We start from the raw sequence: 17,075 nt of genomic DNA on the forward strand, positions 1-17,075 counted from the left end.
CCCATGGCATGCATCTGGACGCAACTCGCACTGAGCGCCGCGATCTCGGCGGTGTCGATGCCGGCAGCGGCAGATTGCATGTCGCCTTGGAAAACGTTTTTCAGCTGCAACATCGAGAAGTCCGATGCCCATGCGGAATTCTGCAAACTCGATGATCCCGGTGCCTATCCGGCGCTGAAGGAAGGCTATTACACCTATACCCAAGGCACCGGTCCGGCCGAATTGCGCTTTGAAACCGACAACGTCCTGGAGTCATTCAAAGAGAACGCGTTCAGCCCGACGCAGGCCGTCGCGGCATTCGGATACGTGCGCGGAACGTACGTGTACGCATTCTTCGCCACCGAAGACAGGAAAGGCGGCTTCCCCCACGCGGAGATCCGGGTCTACAACACGGTGGGGAAATTCATGGATAAAACCAAAGGCAATGAATCTGAACGGCTGGTCTGCAGTCCGGATAGCATCCGAACGATTGATTCATTTCTTGGGTAGCCGGTAATGCCCGGGGCGCCGGAGCGCGGCACACCCGCGGCCCAACGAATTAGAAGGCGCAAAAGCATTATTAGAATTTTTCTTGCGCACAAAAGAAAAAAGCCGCTCTAGGCGGCTGATTTCTAAGGAATTCTTTGGGGTGGCTGATGGGGCTCGAACCCACGACAACTGGAATCACAATCCAGGACTCTACCAACTGAGCTACAGCCACCTCTGGTACTGCTTGGTGCTACTTTTCGGGCGCTACTTTCGCAGCGCCTTTTTCTTCTGCCGCCGCGCTTCAGAAAGAAGCTCAACAACGAAGAGGCCGAACTATAGCACACTTTTTTGGCCCGTCAAACGCCCTGCCCCCAATTTCACTTGCCTGACTGTCACAGCTTGCTATCCTTCCGCATGGTTCCCACTTGGAGGCCGTCTTTTACGCCGTCGCTATGGATCGCATACACGCAATTTTGATCGATTACTGGCCCCATCTGGTTTTTGCCATCAGCATCGTGGCGGGCACGGGCGCGGCAGTGCATGCCGCGATGACCAAGCAGGACGTGCGGGCGGCCATCGGCTGGGTGGGGGTGGCGTTGTTCTCGCCGTTGTTCGGCGCCCTGTTCTATTTCGTGGCGGGCATCAACCGGATCCGCAAGACGCGGCTGTCGCAGCAGCGCGACGAGGCAATGGTGGTGGATGCCGAGCAGGTCGAGACCTTGCCCGTGGACGTGGCGCCGATTTCGGGTCCGCAGTTCGCGTCGTTGAAAGTGCTTGGCGACCACGTCAGCCGGTTCCGGCTCTTGGGCGGCAACGCGGTGCAGCCGCTTGCCGGTGGCGACGAGACTTACCCGGCCATGCTGCAGGCCATCCGCGGCGCGCGTCACGCCGTGGCGATGCAAAGCTATATCTTCGACAATGACGCGATCGGGCGCGAGCTGGCGCAGGCGCTGATCGAGGCCCGCCAGCGCGGCGTCGAGGTGCGCGTGCTGATCGACGCCATCGGCTCCAAGTATTCGCGTCCGCCCATCGTGCGCATGCTGGCGCGCGGCGGGGTGCCGGTGGCGCGCTTCATGACGAACCCGCTGGGCGTGCTGCGCATGCCGTACGCGAATCTGCGCAGCCACCGCAAAGTGCTGGTGATCGACGGGCGCGTGGGCTTCACCGGCGGGATGAACGTGCGCGCGGCCTTTGTCAGCGCATTGGCGGGCGACGCCACCAACCGCGACACGCACTTCCGCGTGGAGGGGCCGATCGTGACGCAGCTGATGTCGGTGTTTGCGCACGACTGGAACTTCACGACGCACGAATCCTTGCCCGCCAAGCCCTGGTTCGACCCGCACGCCTTGCCGCCCTCAGGCAACGTGCCGATGCGTTGTGTGCCTTCCGGCCCCGACCGGGCGCTGGGCAGTTCGCACAATATGCTGCTGGGCGCGCTGGCGGTGGCGCAACGCCATGTGCGCATCCAGTCGCCCTACTTCCTGCCCGACCAGACGCTGATCGGGGCGCTGGCGACCGCCGCGCGGCGCGGCATCCATGTGGACATCGTCATCCCGGGCAAGAACAACCTGCGGCTGGTGGACTACGCGATGTCGGCGCAGCTGGACCAGGTAGTGCGCACGGGTTGCCGGGTGTGGCGCGCGCATGGCGCGTTCGACCATTCCAAGCTGATGACGGTGGATGACGCCTGGGCGTATGTGGGCTCTTCCAACCTCGACCCGCGCAGCCTGCGGCTGAATTTCGAGCTGGACACCGAGATCTACGACCCCACGGTTGCCCGCTGGATTGGCGACCGGGTTGACGGGCTGATCGGCCAGGCCAAACGCGTGGCGCTGGAAGATCTGACGCAGGCGCCGTTTGCCAAGCGGCTGCGCAACAAGATCATCTGGCTGGCCACGCCGTATCTGTGACGACGCGCGGCTGGCGGCTTAGCCATCGGAGGCGGGCACGGCCGCGTGGCGGACAGCGAACACGGCGTTGGCTTTCAGCATCAGCCGGCCGTCCGCTTTTAGCAGACACGTGGCGTAGATCAGGCGCTTGCCTTGCTTGTCGATCTGCACGTGCGCCTCGAGCCAGTCCCCCGGCTGCACCGCGTTCAGATACTCCACCGACATCTGCACCGTCACGATGGACACTTGCGCTTGCTGCGCGATGGTATGGCCCAACGCGCTGTCGGCCAAGGTGGCCAACAGCCCCCCATGCGCCATGCCGTGCATGTTCGTGTGCGCCTCGCCCACCCGCAACGCCAGCACACTGTCCGTATCGCGCCGGTACAAAGCGCCCAGATCGGCCAGGTGCGTCATGAAGGGACTGCTGGGGCGCCAGCGCGCAAAACCCTCGGGGATGGAATCTGTCATAGCCTGATCACGGGAATCCGATAATGGAGGAATGAAAGTACCGCAAACCGGCACCCCATGGGGGTCCCCGCCTGAATTCTGAGAGTAAGATTTACAGCACAACAAATCCCTACACATGGCAGGAGCAGTGGAAGATGGCGAAAGTCGGCATGGTTGGAATCGGCCTCATGGGCCACGGCATTGCAAGCAATCTGGTCAAGCACGGTCACACCCTGACCGTCCTGGAACACCCGGGCAATCAGCCCCTGGATACGCTGAAGGCCGCTGGCGCGACCAGCGTGGACAGCGGTGCCGCGCTGGCTGCGCAGTCGGACGTGATCATCCTGTGCGTGACGGGCAGTCCGCAGGTGGAAGCCGTGCTGCTGTCCGAGGGTGGCGTCCTGGAAGGCCTGCGTCCTGGCACCGTGATCATCGACTGCTCGACGGCCATCCCCTCGTCCACCGTGAAGGTGGCGCAGGCCGTGACGGAATCCGGCGGGCGCTTCCTGGACGCGCCGATGACGCGCACGCCGAAGGAAGCCGCCGAAGGCCGGCTGAACCTGCTGGTGGGCGGCGACGCGGCCTTGTTTGAAGAATGCAAGCCGATCCTGGCCTGCTTTGCCGAGAACATCACGCATGCGGGTCCGATCGGTGCCGGCCACCGCATGAAGCTGCTGCACAACTACGTATCGCTGGGCGTGGTGGCCTTGTTGTCGGAAGCGGCCGCCTGCGCACTGCGTTCGGATATCGACCCTGCCGTGTTTGCCGATGTGCTGGCCAAGGGCGGTGGCGGCGGCGTGGCGCTGGAACGCCTCAAGCCGTACCTGCTGGAGCAGGACCCGTCTTCGCTGCGCTTTTTCATGTCGAACGCGCAGAAGGACTTGTCCTACTACAACACGATGGCGGCGGAAGCCGGCGCGGTGCGCGAGATCGGCGCCGCCGTGCAGCACACCTTCGACCAGGCCGTTACGCAGGGCGGCGGTGACCGCTACGTACCCGAACTGGTCTCGCTGCTGAAAGACCGCTGATTCAGCGTCCCACGGCTGCCGGCGCGCGCGCAAGGCCGCGCCCCGGCAGCCGAAGCGAAATCGCCGCGGCCAGCAGCAGCAACACGCCAGCCGATCCGAAGGCGACCCAATGCGTGTGGAATGTGTCGAACGCCCACCCGCCCAGCCACGAACTGATCATGCCACCTACCTGGTGGCCCAGATACGTGAGGCCATACAGCACGCCGACCAAGCGGATGCCGTAGACGTCAGCCAGAATCGCCGACGACAAGGCGATGCTGCCCGCCCAGACGATGCCGCCGATCGTGGCTGCAGCATAGAGCTCCCAGTGCGCGCCCACCATAACCAGCGCGAAGAATCCCAGCCCTCGCACCAGATAGATCGCCGCCAGGATGTTGCGGCGCTCGACCTGGTCCGACATGCGGCCCAGCACCAGCGTGCTGAAAATGGCGACCAGACCAATCAGCCCGATACCCAGCGAACTCGTGGTGGCGTCAAAGCCATGGTCCATCAGCATCGGCATGCCGTGCGTGCCTAACAAGTTCATGCTGTAGCCACAGGCGAACAACCCCAGCGCCACTTGCCAGAACGGCAGCGTGCGCAAGGCATCGCGCACGTTCGGCGCGGGACCGCGGGCGGCGGGCTTGGCGGACGACTTGTTGTCGATGATCTGATGCGGCAGCAGGTCAGTGTGTTCCGGCGCCGTGTCGCGCATGATGAACAGCGCGACCGGCACGGTCAGCAAGGCGAACAGCACGGCGAACGCCAGCAGCGTTTCCTGCCAGCCCACAGCTTCGATCGCGAACGTCAGGGTGGGCGTCATCAAGGCGATGCCCGCCATCGATCCGGTCGACAGGAAGAACAGCGCCATGCCGCGCTGGCGGGTGAACCAGCGGCTGATGACGGGGGTCAGCGCCACGGGGCTGGTGAACGCCAGCCCGACGGAAAGCGCCACGCCGAATGACAGCAGGAATTCGAGGGGGCCCCGGGCAAACACCGTCCACAAGGAAGACGCCACGACAATGGCGGTGCCGGTCAGCAGCACGAAGCGGGTGCCACGCGTGCTGACCAGGTAGCCCGCCAGCGGCATGGCCAGGCCATAGCACAGCATGCCGATCGCGACGATGCCCGAGAGCAAGCTGCGCGAAAATCCCAGCCCGTCCGCCATCGGCAGGAAGAACGGCCCGATGCCCATGCGCAGGCCGACCGTCAACAGGGTGAGTACCGCGGCGGCGCCAACGATGTTCCAGCCGAAATACCAGCCGCCCGACTCTTGCTTGTCCAAGTGCTTCTCCTCGATGTCTTCTTATGGCCGTTCATGCGCCAGGGCTTACAGACACCGCAGGGAGGCGCGGAAAGAATCCGCTATCGACACGGGTGGGAAGGGCGAGGCGTGAATCGGCTTGTTCTTGTCCGCGGCTACAACCGCCAGACGCCACATATTACTCCCGGCTATAAGCCGGCAAGGCGGCCGCCGCCTCGCCCCCGGGAACTTGGGTTCGGTCAGCGGACACTTTCGCCTGACTCGCAAATTTCAGCGAAGCAAATATAATTGATATCGATTTTCATTCATGAGCTGCCCGAGGGGTGGCCTTTCGTCATTCCGGCCACCGCGCGTCCTTCATGCCTTCGGCAACCTCCCGCCCCGATTCCGAGCTGCACGCCTGGTACGTCGACCACGGCGGCTGGCTGCTGGCTTGGCTGAAGAAAAAGCTGGGCTGCCCGCACAATGCGGCGGACATGGCGCACGACACCTTTGCCCGCATCCTGGCATCGCGCGACGCCCTGGCCGCGGTGCGCGAACCGCGCGCCTTCCTGTCGGTGACCGCCAGCCGGCTCATCATCGACCAGGCCCGCCGCCGCCAAGTGGAAGAGGCCTATCTGGCCGAACTGAGCCTGGCCATGGCCGATCACCCGGGCGCGCCTTCGCCCGAGCAGATCCTGATGACGTCGCAGGCGTTGGCCCAGATCAGCGCCATCCTGGAAGGCCTGGCGGAACGTCCGCGCCAGGCCTTTTTGCTGCACTACCTGGATGGCGACACGCATGCCGAGATTGCCGCCAAGCTGGACGTGACCGATCGCATGGTGCGCAAGTACCTGGTGTCCGCGCTGCTGCATTGCCACGACGCGGTGGACGCATGAGCGCCGTCGGGTCCCAGGACATCGCGCGCGAAGCGGCCCAATGGCTGATGCGCCTGACCGAAGACGACGCCAGCCCGGCCGACCGCGATCGCTTGCGTGCAGGCTTCGATGCCTGGAAGCGCCAAGACCCGCGCCACGACGCCGCGGCGCGGCGAATGGAAGCCGTGCTGACGCAACTGGGCGCATTGCGCGACGATGCCGCCGGACAGACCACACCTTTGCATGCAGGCCTGAAGGCCGGCTGGGCAGGCGGCAGACAGCGCCGCATCCGGCGCGTGGCGGCCGCCCTGGCGCTGGCGGCGGCACTGGCCACGCCGCTGGCCGTGTTCCTGCATTTCTATCCGTCGTCCTATCTGTTGGCGGATATGCGCAGCGGCGCCGGCCAATGGCAGACCCATGTGCTGGCCGACCAGAGCCGCGTGACCCTGGAGCCGGGCACGGCGGTCAACCTGCATTTCGACCCGCAGCGCCGCGAAGTGGAATTGGTGCGCGGCGATATCCTGGTTGAAGTCGCCCATGACGCGACGCGGCCTTTCGTGGTGCGCACCGCGCAAGGCAGCCTGCGTGCGCTGGGCACCCGCTTTGTCGTCAGCGCGGAATCCGGCGTGACCGTGTTGAGCATGCTGGAGTCCAAGGTGCTGGCCACCGCCCGCGACGACACCGCCCCGGACCATGCCCGGCAGGTGCAGGCCGGCGAGCAGGTGCGCATCACCGCCCAAGGCGTGGGCGCGCCGCAGCGGCTGGACGCCGCCGCCGTCGAAGACGCCTGGAAATACCGGCGCCTGGTCGTGCAGGACAAGCCGCTGGCCGATGTACTGGAACTGCTGGGCGGCTACCGCAGCGGCCTCTTGCGCGTAGACCGCGACGCGCTGGCCGGCCTGCAGGTCAATGCCGTCCTGCCGCTGGACGATCCCGACCGCGCCCTGCAGCTGCTGGCCAGCAGCTTCCCCATCCGGGTGCGCACATTGACGCCTTGGGTCGTCATCGTGGATCGGGCTGGGCCGGGCAGATAGCGTTCTCTTTTACGGCGGAGTTCCGCTTTTCCGATCTGGTGCGTCATAGCAATCAGGACACTCACGCACACGGAACTTTCCATGCCCCTGCCGACTTTGAACCTACGCTACACCCCGCTGGCCTTCAGCCTGCTGCTGGCCACCTTGGGCGCGGCCGCCGCCCTGCCCGCCCATGCCCAACAGCAGACCGATGCCGCGATCCCGTTCGACATCGCCGCCGGCCCACTGGCTCCGGCCTTGAACCGCTATGCGCAGCAGGCCGGCGTGGCGATTTCCGTGGACGCCAGCCGCATCCAGGGCTTGACCACCAACGGGCTGAACGGACGCTACCGCGTCGATGAGGGCTTCCGCCTGCTGCTGGCCGGCAGCGGATTTACCGCCGCGCGCAGTGCGGGCGGCTACGTGCTGGTGGCCGCGCCGGTGCCCGGGACGACCACGCTGCCTGCCGTGCGCGTCAGCGGCCAGAGCGTGCCGGGCGCGCTGGACCCGACCTCGGGCCTGCTGGCCTCGACCAGTTCCAGCGCCACGAAGACGGACACGCCATTGATCGAGACCCCGCAGTCGGTGTCGGTTGTGACGCGCGAGCAGATCGACGAACAAAAGCCCCGCAGCGTGACGGAAGCGCTGCGCTACACACCCGGCGCCTTCACGGGCCTGGTCGGCGCCGCCGACCGCTACGACTATGTGGCGCTGCGCGGTTTCATCGAAAACAGCACGGACAACACCATCTACGACGGCCTGAAACTGCTGAGCGATTCCGGCACCTTCAGCTCGATCCAGATCGATCCCTACTTCGTCGAGCGCATCGACGTGTTTCGCGGGCCCTCTTCCGTGCTGTTTGGCCGCAGCGCCCCCGGCGGCCTGGTGCAGCTGACCAGCAAGCGCCCGCTGTTCGATCCGTACCGCTCGGTGGAGGTGTCCTATGGCACCCAGGGCCAGAAGAGCGCCGGCTTCGACGTCGCCGGTCCCGTGGACGACAACGGCAAGGTGGCCTATCGCGTCACCGGCCTGGGCCGTTCCACCGACACCCAGTTCGACAATACGCGCGAAGAGCGCTATGCCATCGCGCCGCAGGTAATGTTCAACTTCACGCCGGACACCAGTCTGCTGCTTCAAGCCTATCTGCAGCGTGACCCCAGCGGCGGCTTCCACAGCGGCGTGCCGGCGGACGCCAGCATCACCAACGACCATGCGGGCCAGCGCATCTCGCGCCATTTCGTGGATTCCGATCCCGACAACAACGAATTCAAGCGCAACGAGCGCATCTTCAGCTATCAGTTCGACCACCGCTTCAACGACCGCTGGACGTTCCGCCAGAACGCGCGGTATGTCTCGTCCGACGTCGCGCTCAAGCAGGTCTACGGCTACGGCTGGGCCAACGGCACGGAGTTGAACCGCTATTACTCGGGCGCCGATGAATCGCTCAACGCGTTCGCCATCGACAACCAGTTGCAAGGCAAGTTCGAGACCGGCGCGGTCAAGCACACCGTGCTGCTGGGCCTGGACTACCAGAACCGCCACGCCGACGGCCGATGGGATTCCGGCTCGGCGTCCAACCTGAACGCCTTCCATCCCGACTACGCCAATGGCAATGTGCAGATCACCAGCCGCACCTTCTTCGACCGCCGCCTGGAGCAGACCGGCTTCTACCTGCAAGACCAGTTGGCCTATGACCGCTGGCGCCTGATCCTGAGCGGCCGCCAGGACGAGGTCCGCACGACCGAATCCAGCCGCACTGGCGACTACGCGTCCAAGCAGAGCTGGAGCGGATCCAAGTTCACCAAGCGCGCAGGCCTGGTGTACCTGTTCGACAACGGCGTGTCGCCCTACGTCAGCTACAGCGAGTCATTCAACCCCAATGCCTACACGGACCAACAAGGCAACCTGCTGCCGCCCACACAAAGCAAACAATACGAAGCGGGTGTGAAGTTCCAGCCGCCCGGCACCGAGAACATGGTGACGCTGGCCGCCTTCGACCTGACGCAGGACAACGTAGCCAACCGCGTGCTAGCGCAGACCTACTACACGCCAGCGGGCAAGGTGCGGTCGCGCGGGATCGAACTGGAAGGTAAGGCTCGCCTGACCGACAACTTCACCATGCTGGCCGCCTACACCTTCACCGCGATGACCTACCGCGAATCCACCGAAGGTCTGACCGGCAACACGCCGTACCAGGCGCCGCGCCACATGGCGTCCCTGTGGGGCGACTATCAGTTCGACTCCGGACTGGGCGTGGGCGCCGGCGTGCGCTACGTGGGCACAAGCTGGGCCGACAGCGCCAACACGCTGAAGGTGCCGGCCTACACACTGGTAGACCTGTCGGTGCGCTACGACCTGGGCCGGCTGTCCTCGTCGCTCAAGGGAATGAGCGTGCGCGTGGCCGCCAACAACCTGCTGGACAAGACCTACGTGGCGTCATGCGCCAGCCTGAACTACTGCTACTACGGCGAAGAACGCAATGTCGTGGCAACGTTGAAATACGAGTTCTAAGCTACCAGCGATAGCGCGCCGTCATCACCAGGGTGCGCTCGGCGCCGCGGTAGCACTCGCCCATGTAGCAGATCGAGTAGTAGTCGCGGTTGAACAGGTTGGTGGCGTTCAGCGCCAGGCGCCACGGCCCGTTCTCGTAGTGCACCACGGCGTCGACCAGGGCCACGCCGGGCTCGCTGGAGGTGTTGTGCTCGTCGTTCTGACGCCGGCCGGTATAGCGCACCCCCGCGCCCGCACCCAGGCCCTGGGACAAGGTGTAGTCCAGCCACAGGGCCGCGGTGTGCTTGGGCACCCCCATCGGGATCTTGCCGACCTCCAGGGGATCCCCGCTGCTGCGCACCTCCATGTCCAGATAGGTGTAGGACGCGGCGACGTTCAGGCCGCGCAGCAGTTCGCCCTTGGCTTCGAGTTCGATGCCGCGGGCGCGCTGCTTGCCGGTCTGGCGCTGTTCGTCGGTGATGGGGTTGTAGCTGACGATGTTGGTCTTGTTCAGGTCGAACACGGCCAGCGTGTACAGGCTGCGCGAACCCGCCGGCTGGTACTTGACGCCCACTTCCACCTGTTTGCCGCGGCTGGGCTTGAAGGCGTTGTTGTCCGCGTCCACGCCGCTATTGGGTATGAACGATTCCGAATAGCTGATGTAAGGCGCCAGGCCGTTGTCCGCCAGGTAGGTCAGGCCGGCCCGGCCGCTGAAGGCGTTGTCCGTTTGCTTTTGGCTGGTGCTATGCAGGCGGTCGTTCGTGGTGGAGGTGACCCGGTCCTGCCGCCCCCCCAGCGTCACGATCCAGTGGTCATCCAGCTTGATCTGGTCTTGCAGATACAGGCCGGCCTGGCGGATCGTCTGGCGGTAGTCGGCCAGCGGATTGGTGGGCGTGGCGATGGGCACGCCATAGATGGGGTTGAGCAGGTCCAGGTCGGGCGCCGGGCCGATGTAGCGGTTGGCCTTGGCGCGTTGTTCGCTCCAGTCGAACCCCATCAGCACGGTATGTTCAGTGCCCCACAGCCGCAGATTGCCCTGCATCTGGGTATCCACCACGGATTGGCTCAGGGGGTCGTCCCAGGTGCGGGCAACGCGGGATATCGCCGTGACGTCTTCATTGACTTCGTCCGTCCAGATCACCCGCCGGTCCATCGACAGGTGGCTATAGCGGAAATTCTGGCGGAAGGTCCAGGCATCGTTGAAGCGGTGTTCCAACAGGTAGCCGATCGATGCCTGTTCGCTGCGCATGCGGCTGAAGCCCGGGTCGCCCATCTTCACATCGGTGAGCTTGTAGTCCTTGGCGAAATAGTAGGGATCTTCGCCGGTCTTGTTCTTGATGTACTCGGCCAGCAACGTCACCGACGTGGCGGCGCTGGGCTGCCAGCGCAACGAGGGCGCCAGATACAGGCGCTTGCGGTTGATCTTGTCGCCATTGGGGTATTTGTCCTGGTCATCACTGTCCAGCCCCACTCCCACCAGCCGGTAGCTGAGCGTGTCGTCCTGGCCGAAGGCGTCGCCCAGGTCGAAGGCCAATTGCTTGCGCTCGTAGCTGCCGTACTGCACTTCCACCTCGCGGATGCGTTCGCCGGTGGGCCGCTTGCTGATGCGATTGAGCACGCCGCCCGCGTCACCCTGACCGAAGGTCATCGACGACGGACCGCGCAGCACTTCGATGCGTTCCAGGCCATAGGGTTCGGTGGAGTACCGGGTGACGCCGGTCGGCGTCTGCGCCAGGCCGTCGCGGAACGACACGTAGTAGGTCGAGAAACCGCGCAGGTTGATGTATTCCCAGCCGCGGTTGTCGGGGCCGTAGGTATTGCCGGATACGCCCGGGGTGTATTGCACGGCGTCCATGACATCCAGCGCACCCCGCGCTTGCATTTCGTCGCGGCCGACCACCGAGATGGACTGCGGCACTTCCAGGATCGGCGTGTCGGTCTTGGTAGCGGTGGCCGTGCGGCTGGCGGCGTACCCGGGCACCGCGCTGAAGGCTGTTTCGCCGGTGACGGTGACGGCGGGCAGCGTGGCGACGCCGGCGGCGGGCGCCTCGCGCAGCACGTAGTTGCCGCCGCCGCGGTGGCGTGCTTCCAGTCCGCTGCCGGCCAGCAGATAGGCCAGGCCGGCGTCCACGCCGTAGCTGCCCCGGATGCCGGCGGACTGGCGGCCACGGGTCTGGTCGGCGTTGAACGACAGGGTGATGTCGGCGGCGGCGGCGTAGCGGCTCAGCGTAACGTCCAGCGGACCGGCGGGAATGTCGTAGCTACGCGCCGCAGGCGCGGACTGGGCTCGCGCGACGGGCGCCAGGGGGCCGACGGCCCAGGCGGACCACACGGCGGCGGCAAGCAGGACGGGCAACAGGCGCGGCGCAGCCAGGGCGCCCGTCAGGCGGCGAGTCTTACCGGCAACGGCGTGGCGCCCAGGGCGGGCTTCAGAACGGGATGGCGAGCGGGGTTCGGAACGGAAATCGGCGGCTTGCGGCTTGCGGGACACGGCGGCTCTCATAGGCAGGACGGAACATGCCGCAAGGTCCCAGGCAGGGTTGGCAGACCCTGGACCAGGCGGCCCTATCTGGTAGGCCGGACGAGAACGGGAAAGAGCAACCCCGCGATAAAAATATTTTTGGGTCAACGCGGCACGACGCGCACCCAATAGCGGGTGCGGGTGCGCAGCGCCACGGGCAGCGAGGCGGCCACGTTTTCCAGCACCGCGTCGGTATCGGCCAGGCGGAAGGCGCCCGACAGGCGCAGGTGAGCCACCGCCGGATCGCAGGTGAGGCTGCCGCTGCGGTAGCGCGCCAGCTCGGCGATGAAGTCGCCCAGTGGCTGGTCGATGGCGACCAGCCGGCCGTCGACCCAGGCCGCCTGCGACGGAAGCACGGGCTGGGGCGCCGCGGCGGCACGCGCCGTCAACAGGCTTTGCTGACCAGCCGACAGGCGCAGGGGCGCAGCGCCCGGATCGGCGGGCTGCAGCAGCACGGCGTCCTGGAAGACCGCGACCCGGGTGGCGTCCTCGTCGCGGCGTACCGAAAAGCGCGTCCCCAGCGCGCGCACGCTGCCGTCCGACGTCAGCACCTCGAACGGCCGGCGGCCGGCGTTGTCGGGCGCGGTCTGCACCAGCACCTCTCCCTGGTACAAGCGCAGCAGCCGGCGTTCGGACCCGTAGTCGACATCGACGGCTGAACCGGTATTCAGATAGAGCATGCCGCCGTCGGGCAGCGTCACCGTGCGCCGCTCGCCGGTGGCGGTACGCAGCCCCGCGGTCAGCACCCGCCAGGGCGGTGTGCTGTACAGGCCCAGCGCCGCGCCGCCCCCGGCCAGCAGGGCCAGGGCCAACAGGCGCCGGCGCTGCTGCTGGCGGGCGGCTTGCAGGGTGGGCAGCAACACGTCGCCGGGCACGCTGCCCAGCCGCTCTTGCAAGTCCAGCATGCGCGCCCAGGCCTGACGATGGCGAGCGTCGGCGTCCAGCCAACGGCCCCAACCGGCGCGCGTCGCCTCGTCGGCATCGACGTCCTGCAAGGCCACGTACCAGCGCGCGGCGGCCTCCAGCGCTTCTGCGGAAACCGTCATGGATCAATCCGTTGCAGCACGGCAGGAAGCCCCTAGTCTGCGGCCAGCAGCAGGCACTGCGTCAGCGCGCGCACCATGTGCTTTTTGATGGTGGTCACGGACACGCCCAACTTGGCGCCGGCCTGGGCGTAGGTCAGTTCCTCGAACTGCACCAACAGGAAGATCGCGCGGGTGCGCGGCCCCAGCTCGTCCAGCATGCGGTCGATGGCCAGCACGGTTTCCAGCACGATGGCGCGCGCCTCGGGCGAGATGGCGACCGGTTCGGGCCGCGCGGCCAGGGTTTCCAGATAGGCACGTTCGATGGCTTGGCGGCGGTAGGCGTCGGTCACCAGCCCGCGGGCGATGGTGGCAAGGTATTCGCGCGGACGCAGGATGGCTTCGACGTTACGGTTGGCCAGCACGCGCAGGAAAGTATCCTGCGCCAGGTCGGCGGCGTTGTCGCGATTGCCAAGCTTGCGTCGCAGCATGCCCACCAGCCAGGGGTGGTGGTCGCTGTACAGCGCTTGGAGAGAGAGGGCGGGAGCCTGGTCTGACATGGGTGACGGACTTGACGCCCACGCAACCGAGCGACTTAAGAATGAATATTATTCTCGATTCTAGCCGACAGGCCCGCCGCCGTGGCACAGGAAAAATCGGGCCGTTGCGGCAAACCCACGGCCGGCCGGGAGAGCCCCGCTGGGCGCCGGATCTGCACCGCGCTATCTCAATACGTTGCGCACGAAGCGCAGCGGCGCGTCACCGTCATTGCGATAGGAATACGGCTGGGCACTGCTGTAGATGGCGAAGTCGTTGGCTTGCACGTGTTGCGTCACGCCCGACAATTCCAGCCGCAGCGTGCCTTCCATGACGTAGACCATCTCGTGCCAGCCTGGCGGATCGGGCTCAGCCACGTATGTCTCGCCCGGCGCCAGCACCCACAGCCACAACTGCGCCTCGCAGCTGGCCGGGGCAGCGCCCAGCAGCACGGCCTGGCTGCCGGGCCGCTTGCCGCGCCAAGCGCGGGCCTCGATGCGGCGCCGTTCGCGCGCCGGGTCGCTGACCAGATCCACGAAACCCACCCCCAGCGCATGCGCCAGCTTGTCCAGGCTGGACAGGCTGATGTTGGCCGTGCCGGCCTCCAGCCCCGCGATCATGCGGCGGCTGATGCCCGAGGCATCGGCCAGCGCCGTCTGGCTCAGGTCAGCCGCCTTGCGCAGCCGCTTCAGATTGGCCCCGACGTGCGTGAGGACATCGCTTTCGGAATTGGTAATGTGCAGTATATTGCTCAAATTAGTGACGCCTGAAGTCTGCCGTGAAGCCCAAATCGATATTCGCCTTGTCGCGCCAGGAGTTTGCCCTGGTGCTGGTCACCATGCTGTGGGGAAGCACGTTCCTCATTATCCATATTGCCATGCAGCATAGCGGACCGCTGTTCTTCGTTGGCGTGCGATTTACCATTGCCGGCCTGGTGACGATGCTGCTGTTCCGCAAGCACATGATGGGCATTACCCGATTCGAGATCGGCGCGGGCATCGCCATCGGCTGCGCATTGTTCCTGGGGTACTACCTGCAAACGCACGGCCTGCGCACCATCACCAGCAGCCAGTCGGCCTTTATCACGGCGTTGTACGTGCCGATTGTGCCGCTGCTGCAATGGGCGGTGCTAAAGCGCCCGCCGGGCTTGATGAGCTGGATAGGCGTGGCGCTGGCTTTCACGGGACTGATCCTGCTGGCAGGCCCCGAAGCGGGTTCGCTCAACTTCAGCCCCGGCGAGGTCGCCACCCTGGCCGGCGCGGTGGCGATCGCCGCCGAGATCATCCTGATCGGCATGTTCGCCAAGCGCGTGGACAGCCGCCGCGTGACCGCGGTGCAGTTGTTGACCGCCGGCTTGGTGTCGTTTGCGCTGATGCCGGTGCTGGGCGAAGGCGTGCCCGAGTTTTCATGGCTGTGGGCCGGCGCCGCCATCGGGCTGGGGCTGGCCAGTGCGATTATCCAGCTGACCATGAACTGGGCGCAGAAATCAGTATCGCCCACCCGCGCCACGGTCATCTACGCGGGCGAGCCGGTCTGGGGCGGCATCGTCGGGCGCCTGGCGGGCGACCGGCTGCCGGCGCTGGCGCTGGTGGGCGCCGCGTTGATCGTGGCTGGCGTGCTTGCCAGCGAAATCAAGTTCCGCCGGAAAAAATCCGTGAACACCCAGTTGAACGAAGCCTGATGCGGAGCGGCCCCCGTCAGGCCGCCTGCTCCAGGAATGCCTGCAGGGCGGGAACCGTATTCAGCACGTGCTGGCGCATCGCCGCCTCGCATTTGTCCGGATCGCGCGTTTGCAGCGCATCGATCAGTTCCTGGTGCGATTCGCGCACGCGCAGCACGCGGCCGGGCTGGGCCGCCCATAGGCGCATATAGGGTTCCACCACGGAATGCAGTTCGGAGATCTGGCGCAGCAGCCGCGGCTGCTGGCAGAAGCCGCACAGGTATTCGTGGAATTCGCGGTGCGCAGTCGTCCAGTCCAGATAGTCGCCGGAGCCCTGCTCCAGCTGGTCTAACAGGCTGGACAGGCGGCGGACGTGTTCAGCATTCATGTGCAGCACGGCGTTGCGCATCGCCAGGCCTTCCAGCACCGAGCGCATCTCAAATACTTCCAGCATTTCCTGCTGGTTCAGGCCGCGCACCACCGCGCCGCGATTGGCGCGGATTTCCACCAGGCCTTCAGACGCCAGCCGGCGCAAGGCGCCCCGAACGGGCATGCGACTGGTGCCGATTTCGCTGGCGACCACGTCCGGCACGAGGCGCTGGCCGGGCGCATAGCGGCCCAGCCGGATCTCGCGCTGCAAATGCAGGTACGCCTCGTCTTCGGCGCTGATCGCTGTCTTCTGAAATTGCAGCATCGTCGTCCCCAGGGCTTGGAAAGCCGCAATGATAGATAAACGCAAAAATAACACAAACTGGATCCAGTGATCCATGGATGCAAACACCAATAGGCCGCAATGGCCCCTTCCCGTTTAATCGTCCTGGCCGGGCGCTGTCGTGCGCCCTACGCGCTGGAACGGGCATCAGACCCGCCCGGCGGCACTCGTTTTCCATAACGCGATCAAGGGGAATCCATGAAATTTCGTCTCATCCGGACGCTGGCCGGCGCCGCCGTGGCCTTCGCGGCCCAGGCCGGCGCGCAGACAGCCGCCGCCACCGATTGGCCGCAACATCCGGTACGCATCGTCGTGCCCTTCCAGGCCGGATCCGCGACCGACCTGATTTCGCGCCAGCTGGGCGCCGCGCTGGCCACCGAACTTGGCCAGCCCTTCGTCGTGGAAGCCCGTCCGGGCGCCGCGGCCGCAATCGGCAGCGCCTCGGTAGCGCGCTCGGCGCCGGACGGCTACACGCTGCTGATGGGCGGCCCCGCCGCCGTCGTCACGAACCGCTTCCTGCAGAAGCGCCTGGCCTATGACCCGGACGCCTTCGCGCTGGTGTCGATGGTGGCCTACACGCCGAACATCCTGTTGGCCAATCCGCAGCAGCCCTTCAAGACGCTGCCCGAAATGGTCGCGTACGCACGCGCCAATCCGGGCAAGCTGACGTATGCCTCTTTCGGCACCGGCACCACCTCGCACATGGCGGGCGAAATGCTGAAGTCCATCGCCGGCATCGATATCCTGCACGTGCCGTACAAAGGCGCGGGCGAAGCCATTCCGGCCCTGCTGTCCGGCCAGGTGTCGATGTACTTCGACACCATCATGACCGGCCTGCCCCAGGTCAAGAGCGGTTCGTTGCTGGCGCTGGGCATGTCGAATTCGCAGCGCTCGTCGCTGGCCCCGGACATCCCCACCATCGCGGAACAAGGCTATGCCGGCTACGACATCGCCCCGTGGTACGGTCTGGTCGCGCCGGAAGGCACGCCCGCGCCGATCCTCGACAAACTGAACCGCGCCGTGAACAAGGTGCTGGCCGACCCCGCATTGCGCGGTAAGCTCGCCGAAGCCGGCGCCGAACCGCGCGGCGGCAGCCGCGAAGAATTCGCCGCCTTCATCAAGGCCGAAATCCCGCGCACCAAGCAGTTGATCGACCAAGCCGGCATCACCCCGCAGTAATCCTTTCTA

Annotated in this window: 15 protein-coding genes and 1 tRNA gene; 8 read left to right on the forward strand and 8 right to left on the reverse strand. The window is 65.8% G+C overall.

Annotation, left to right across the window (positions count from 1 at the left end; genetic code table 11):
• Positions 1–3: 3 nt before the first annotated feature.
• The gene (locus AC3WMU_RS27740; RefSeq protein WP_492283272.1) at positions 4–489 is read left to right on the forward strand and encodes a hypothetical protein; all 486 of its coding nucleotides are present in this window, start codon (positions 4–6) and stop codon (positions 487–489) included.
• 135 nt (positions 490–624) lie between these two features.
• Here AC3WMU_RS27740 and AC3WMU_RS27745 read toward each other — a convergent pair.
• Positions 625–700: transfer RNA gene (locus tag AC3WMU_RS27745), tRNA-His, on the reverse strand.
• A 220-nt stretch (positions 701–920) separates the two neighbouring features.
• Between AC3WMU_RS27745 and cls the strand changes: the two genes are divergently transcribed.
• Positions 921–2,378 (forward strand): cardiolipin synthase, encoded by a 1,458-nt coding sequence (gene cls, locus AC3WMU_RS27750; RefSeq protein WP_006221953.1) that lies wholly within the window; start codon positions 921–923, stop codon positions 2,376–2,378.
• Between the two features lie 18 nt (positions 2,379–2,396).
• Here the strand turns inward: cls and AC3WMU_RS27755 are convergent, their stop codons facing one another.
• On the reverse strand, positions 2,397–2,825 hold the full coding sequence (locus AC3WMU_RS27755; protein ID WP_035212070.1) for a PaaI family thioesterase: 429 nt from the start codon (positions 2,823–2,825) through the stop codon (positions 2,397–2,399).
• Between the two features lie 134 nt (positions 2,826–2,959).
• Here AC3WMU_RS27755 and AC3WMU_RS27760 point away from each other — a divergent pair, with 134 nt between their 5' ends.
• Entirely contained in the window at positions 2,960–3,832 is an 873-nt protein-coding gene (locus AC3WMU_RS27760; RefSeq protein WP_492283273.1) for an NAD(P)-dependent oxidoreductase, read from the forward strand.
• A 1-nt stretch (position 3,833) separates the two neighbouring features.
• On the opposite strand, the gene AC3WMU_RS27765 is transcribed toward AC3WMU_RS27760, so the two are convergent.
• Complete coding sequence (locus tag AC3WMU_RS27765; protein WP_006221956.1) at positions 3,834–5,096, reverse strand: MFS transporter; 1,263 nt, start codon at positions 5,094–5,096, stop codon at positions 3,834–3,836.
• Between the two features lie 338 nt (positions 5,097–5,434).
• Between AC3WMU_RS27765 and AC3WMU_RS27770 the strand changes: the two genes are divergently transcribed.
• From AC3WMU_RS27770 to AC3WMU_RS27780, 3 genes are all read left to right on the forward strand, one after another.
• The gene (locus AC3WMU_RS27770) at positions 5,435–5,953 is read left to right on the forward strand and encodes a sigma-70 family RNA polymerase sigma factor (protein ID WP_454677533.1); all 519 of its coding nucleotides are present in this window, start codon (positions 5,435–5,437) and stop codon (positions 5,951–5,953) included.
• On the forward strand, positions 5,950–6,966 hold the full coding sequence (locus AC3WMU_RS27775) for a FecR family protein (RefSeq protein WP_492283274.1): 1,017 nt from the start codon (positions 5,950–5,952) through the stop codon (positions 6,964–6,966). Before AC3WMU_RS27770 ends, AC3WMU_RS27775 begins: the two co-directional genes overlap by 4 nt.
• Positions 6,967–7,047: 81 nt before the next feature.
• On the forward strand, positions 7,048–9,456 hold the full coding sequence (locus AC3WMU_RS27780; protein ID WP_006221959.1) for a TonB-dependent siderophore receptor: 2,409 nt from the start codon (positions 7,048–7,050) through the stop codon (positions 9,454–9,456).
• A gap of 1 nt (position 9,457) precedes the next feature.
• Here the strand turns inward: AC3WMU_RS27780 and AC3WMU_RS27785 are convergent, their stop codons facing one another.
• From AC3WMU_RS27785 to AC3WMU_RS27800, 4 genes are all read right to left on the reverse strand, one after another.
• Positions 9,458–11,926, reverse strand: coding sequence for a TonB-dependent siderophore receptor (locus AC3WMU_RS27785; protein WP_006221960.1), 2,469 nt, complete (start codon positions 11,924–11,926; stop codon positions 9,458–9,460).
• 134 nt (positions 11,927–12,060) lie between these two features.
• Positions 12,061–13,002 carry a FecR domain-containing protein gene (locus AC3WMU_RS27790; protein WP_006221961.1) on the reverse strand — a complete coding sequence of 314 codons (942 nt, stop codon included), beginning with the start codon at positions 13,000–13,002 and terminating at the stop codon, positions 12,061–12,063.
• Positions 13,003–13,034: 32 nt separating this feature from the next.
• Positions 13,035–13,538, reverse strand: a complete 504-nt coding sequence (locus AC3WMU_RS27795; RefSeq protein WP_492283275.1) for a sigma-70 family RNA polymerase sigma factor — start codon at positions 13,536–13,538, stop codon at positions 13,035–13,037.
• A 162-nt stretch (positions 13,539–13,700) separates the two neighbouring features.
• Positions 13,701–14,270 carry a helix-turn-helix domain-containing protein gene (locus AC3WMU_RS27800; RefSeq protein WP_006221963.1) on the reverse strand — a complete coding sequence of 190 codons (570 nt, stop codon included), beginning with the start codon at positions 14,268–14,270 and terminating at the stop codon, positions 13,701–13,703.
• 23 nt (positions 14,271–14,293) lie between these two features.
• Between AC3WMU_RS27800 and AC3WMU_RS27805 the strand changes: the two genes are divergently transcribed.
• Entirely contained in the window at positions 14,294–15,196 is a 903-nt protein-coding gene (locus AC3WMU_RS27805; protein WP_492283276.1) for a DMT family transporter, read from the forward strand.
• A gap of 16 nt (positions 15,197–15,212) precedes the next feature.
• Here the strand turns inward: AC3WMU_RS27805 and AC3WMU_RS27810 are convergent, their stop codons facing one another.
• Positions 15,213–15,869, reverse strand: coding sequence for a GntR family transcriptional regulator (locus AC3WMU_RS27810; RefSeq protein ID WP_006221965.1), 657 nt, complete (start codon positions 15,867–15,869; stop codon positions 15,213–15,215).
• Positions 15,870–16,085: 216 nt separating this feature from the next.
• Between AC3WMU_RS27810 and AC3WMU_RS27815 the strand changes: the two genes are divergently transcribed.
• Positions 16,086–17,066 carry a Bug family tripartite tricarboxylate transporter substrate binding protein gene (locus AC3WMU_RS27815; RefSeq protein ID WP_492283277.1) on the forward strand — a complete coding sequence of 327 codons (981 nt, stop codon included), beginning with the start codon at positions 16,086–16,088 and terminating at the stop codon, positions 17,064–17,066.
• Positions 17,067–17,075: the final 9 nt, after the last annotated feature.

The organism is Achromobacter sp. FW305-C-13 (genome assembly GCF_058783475.1).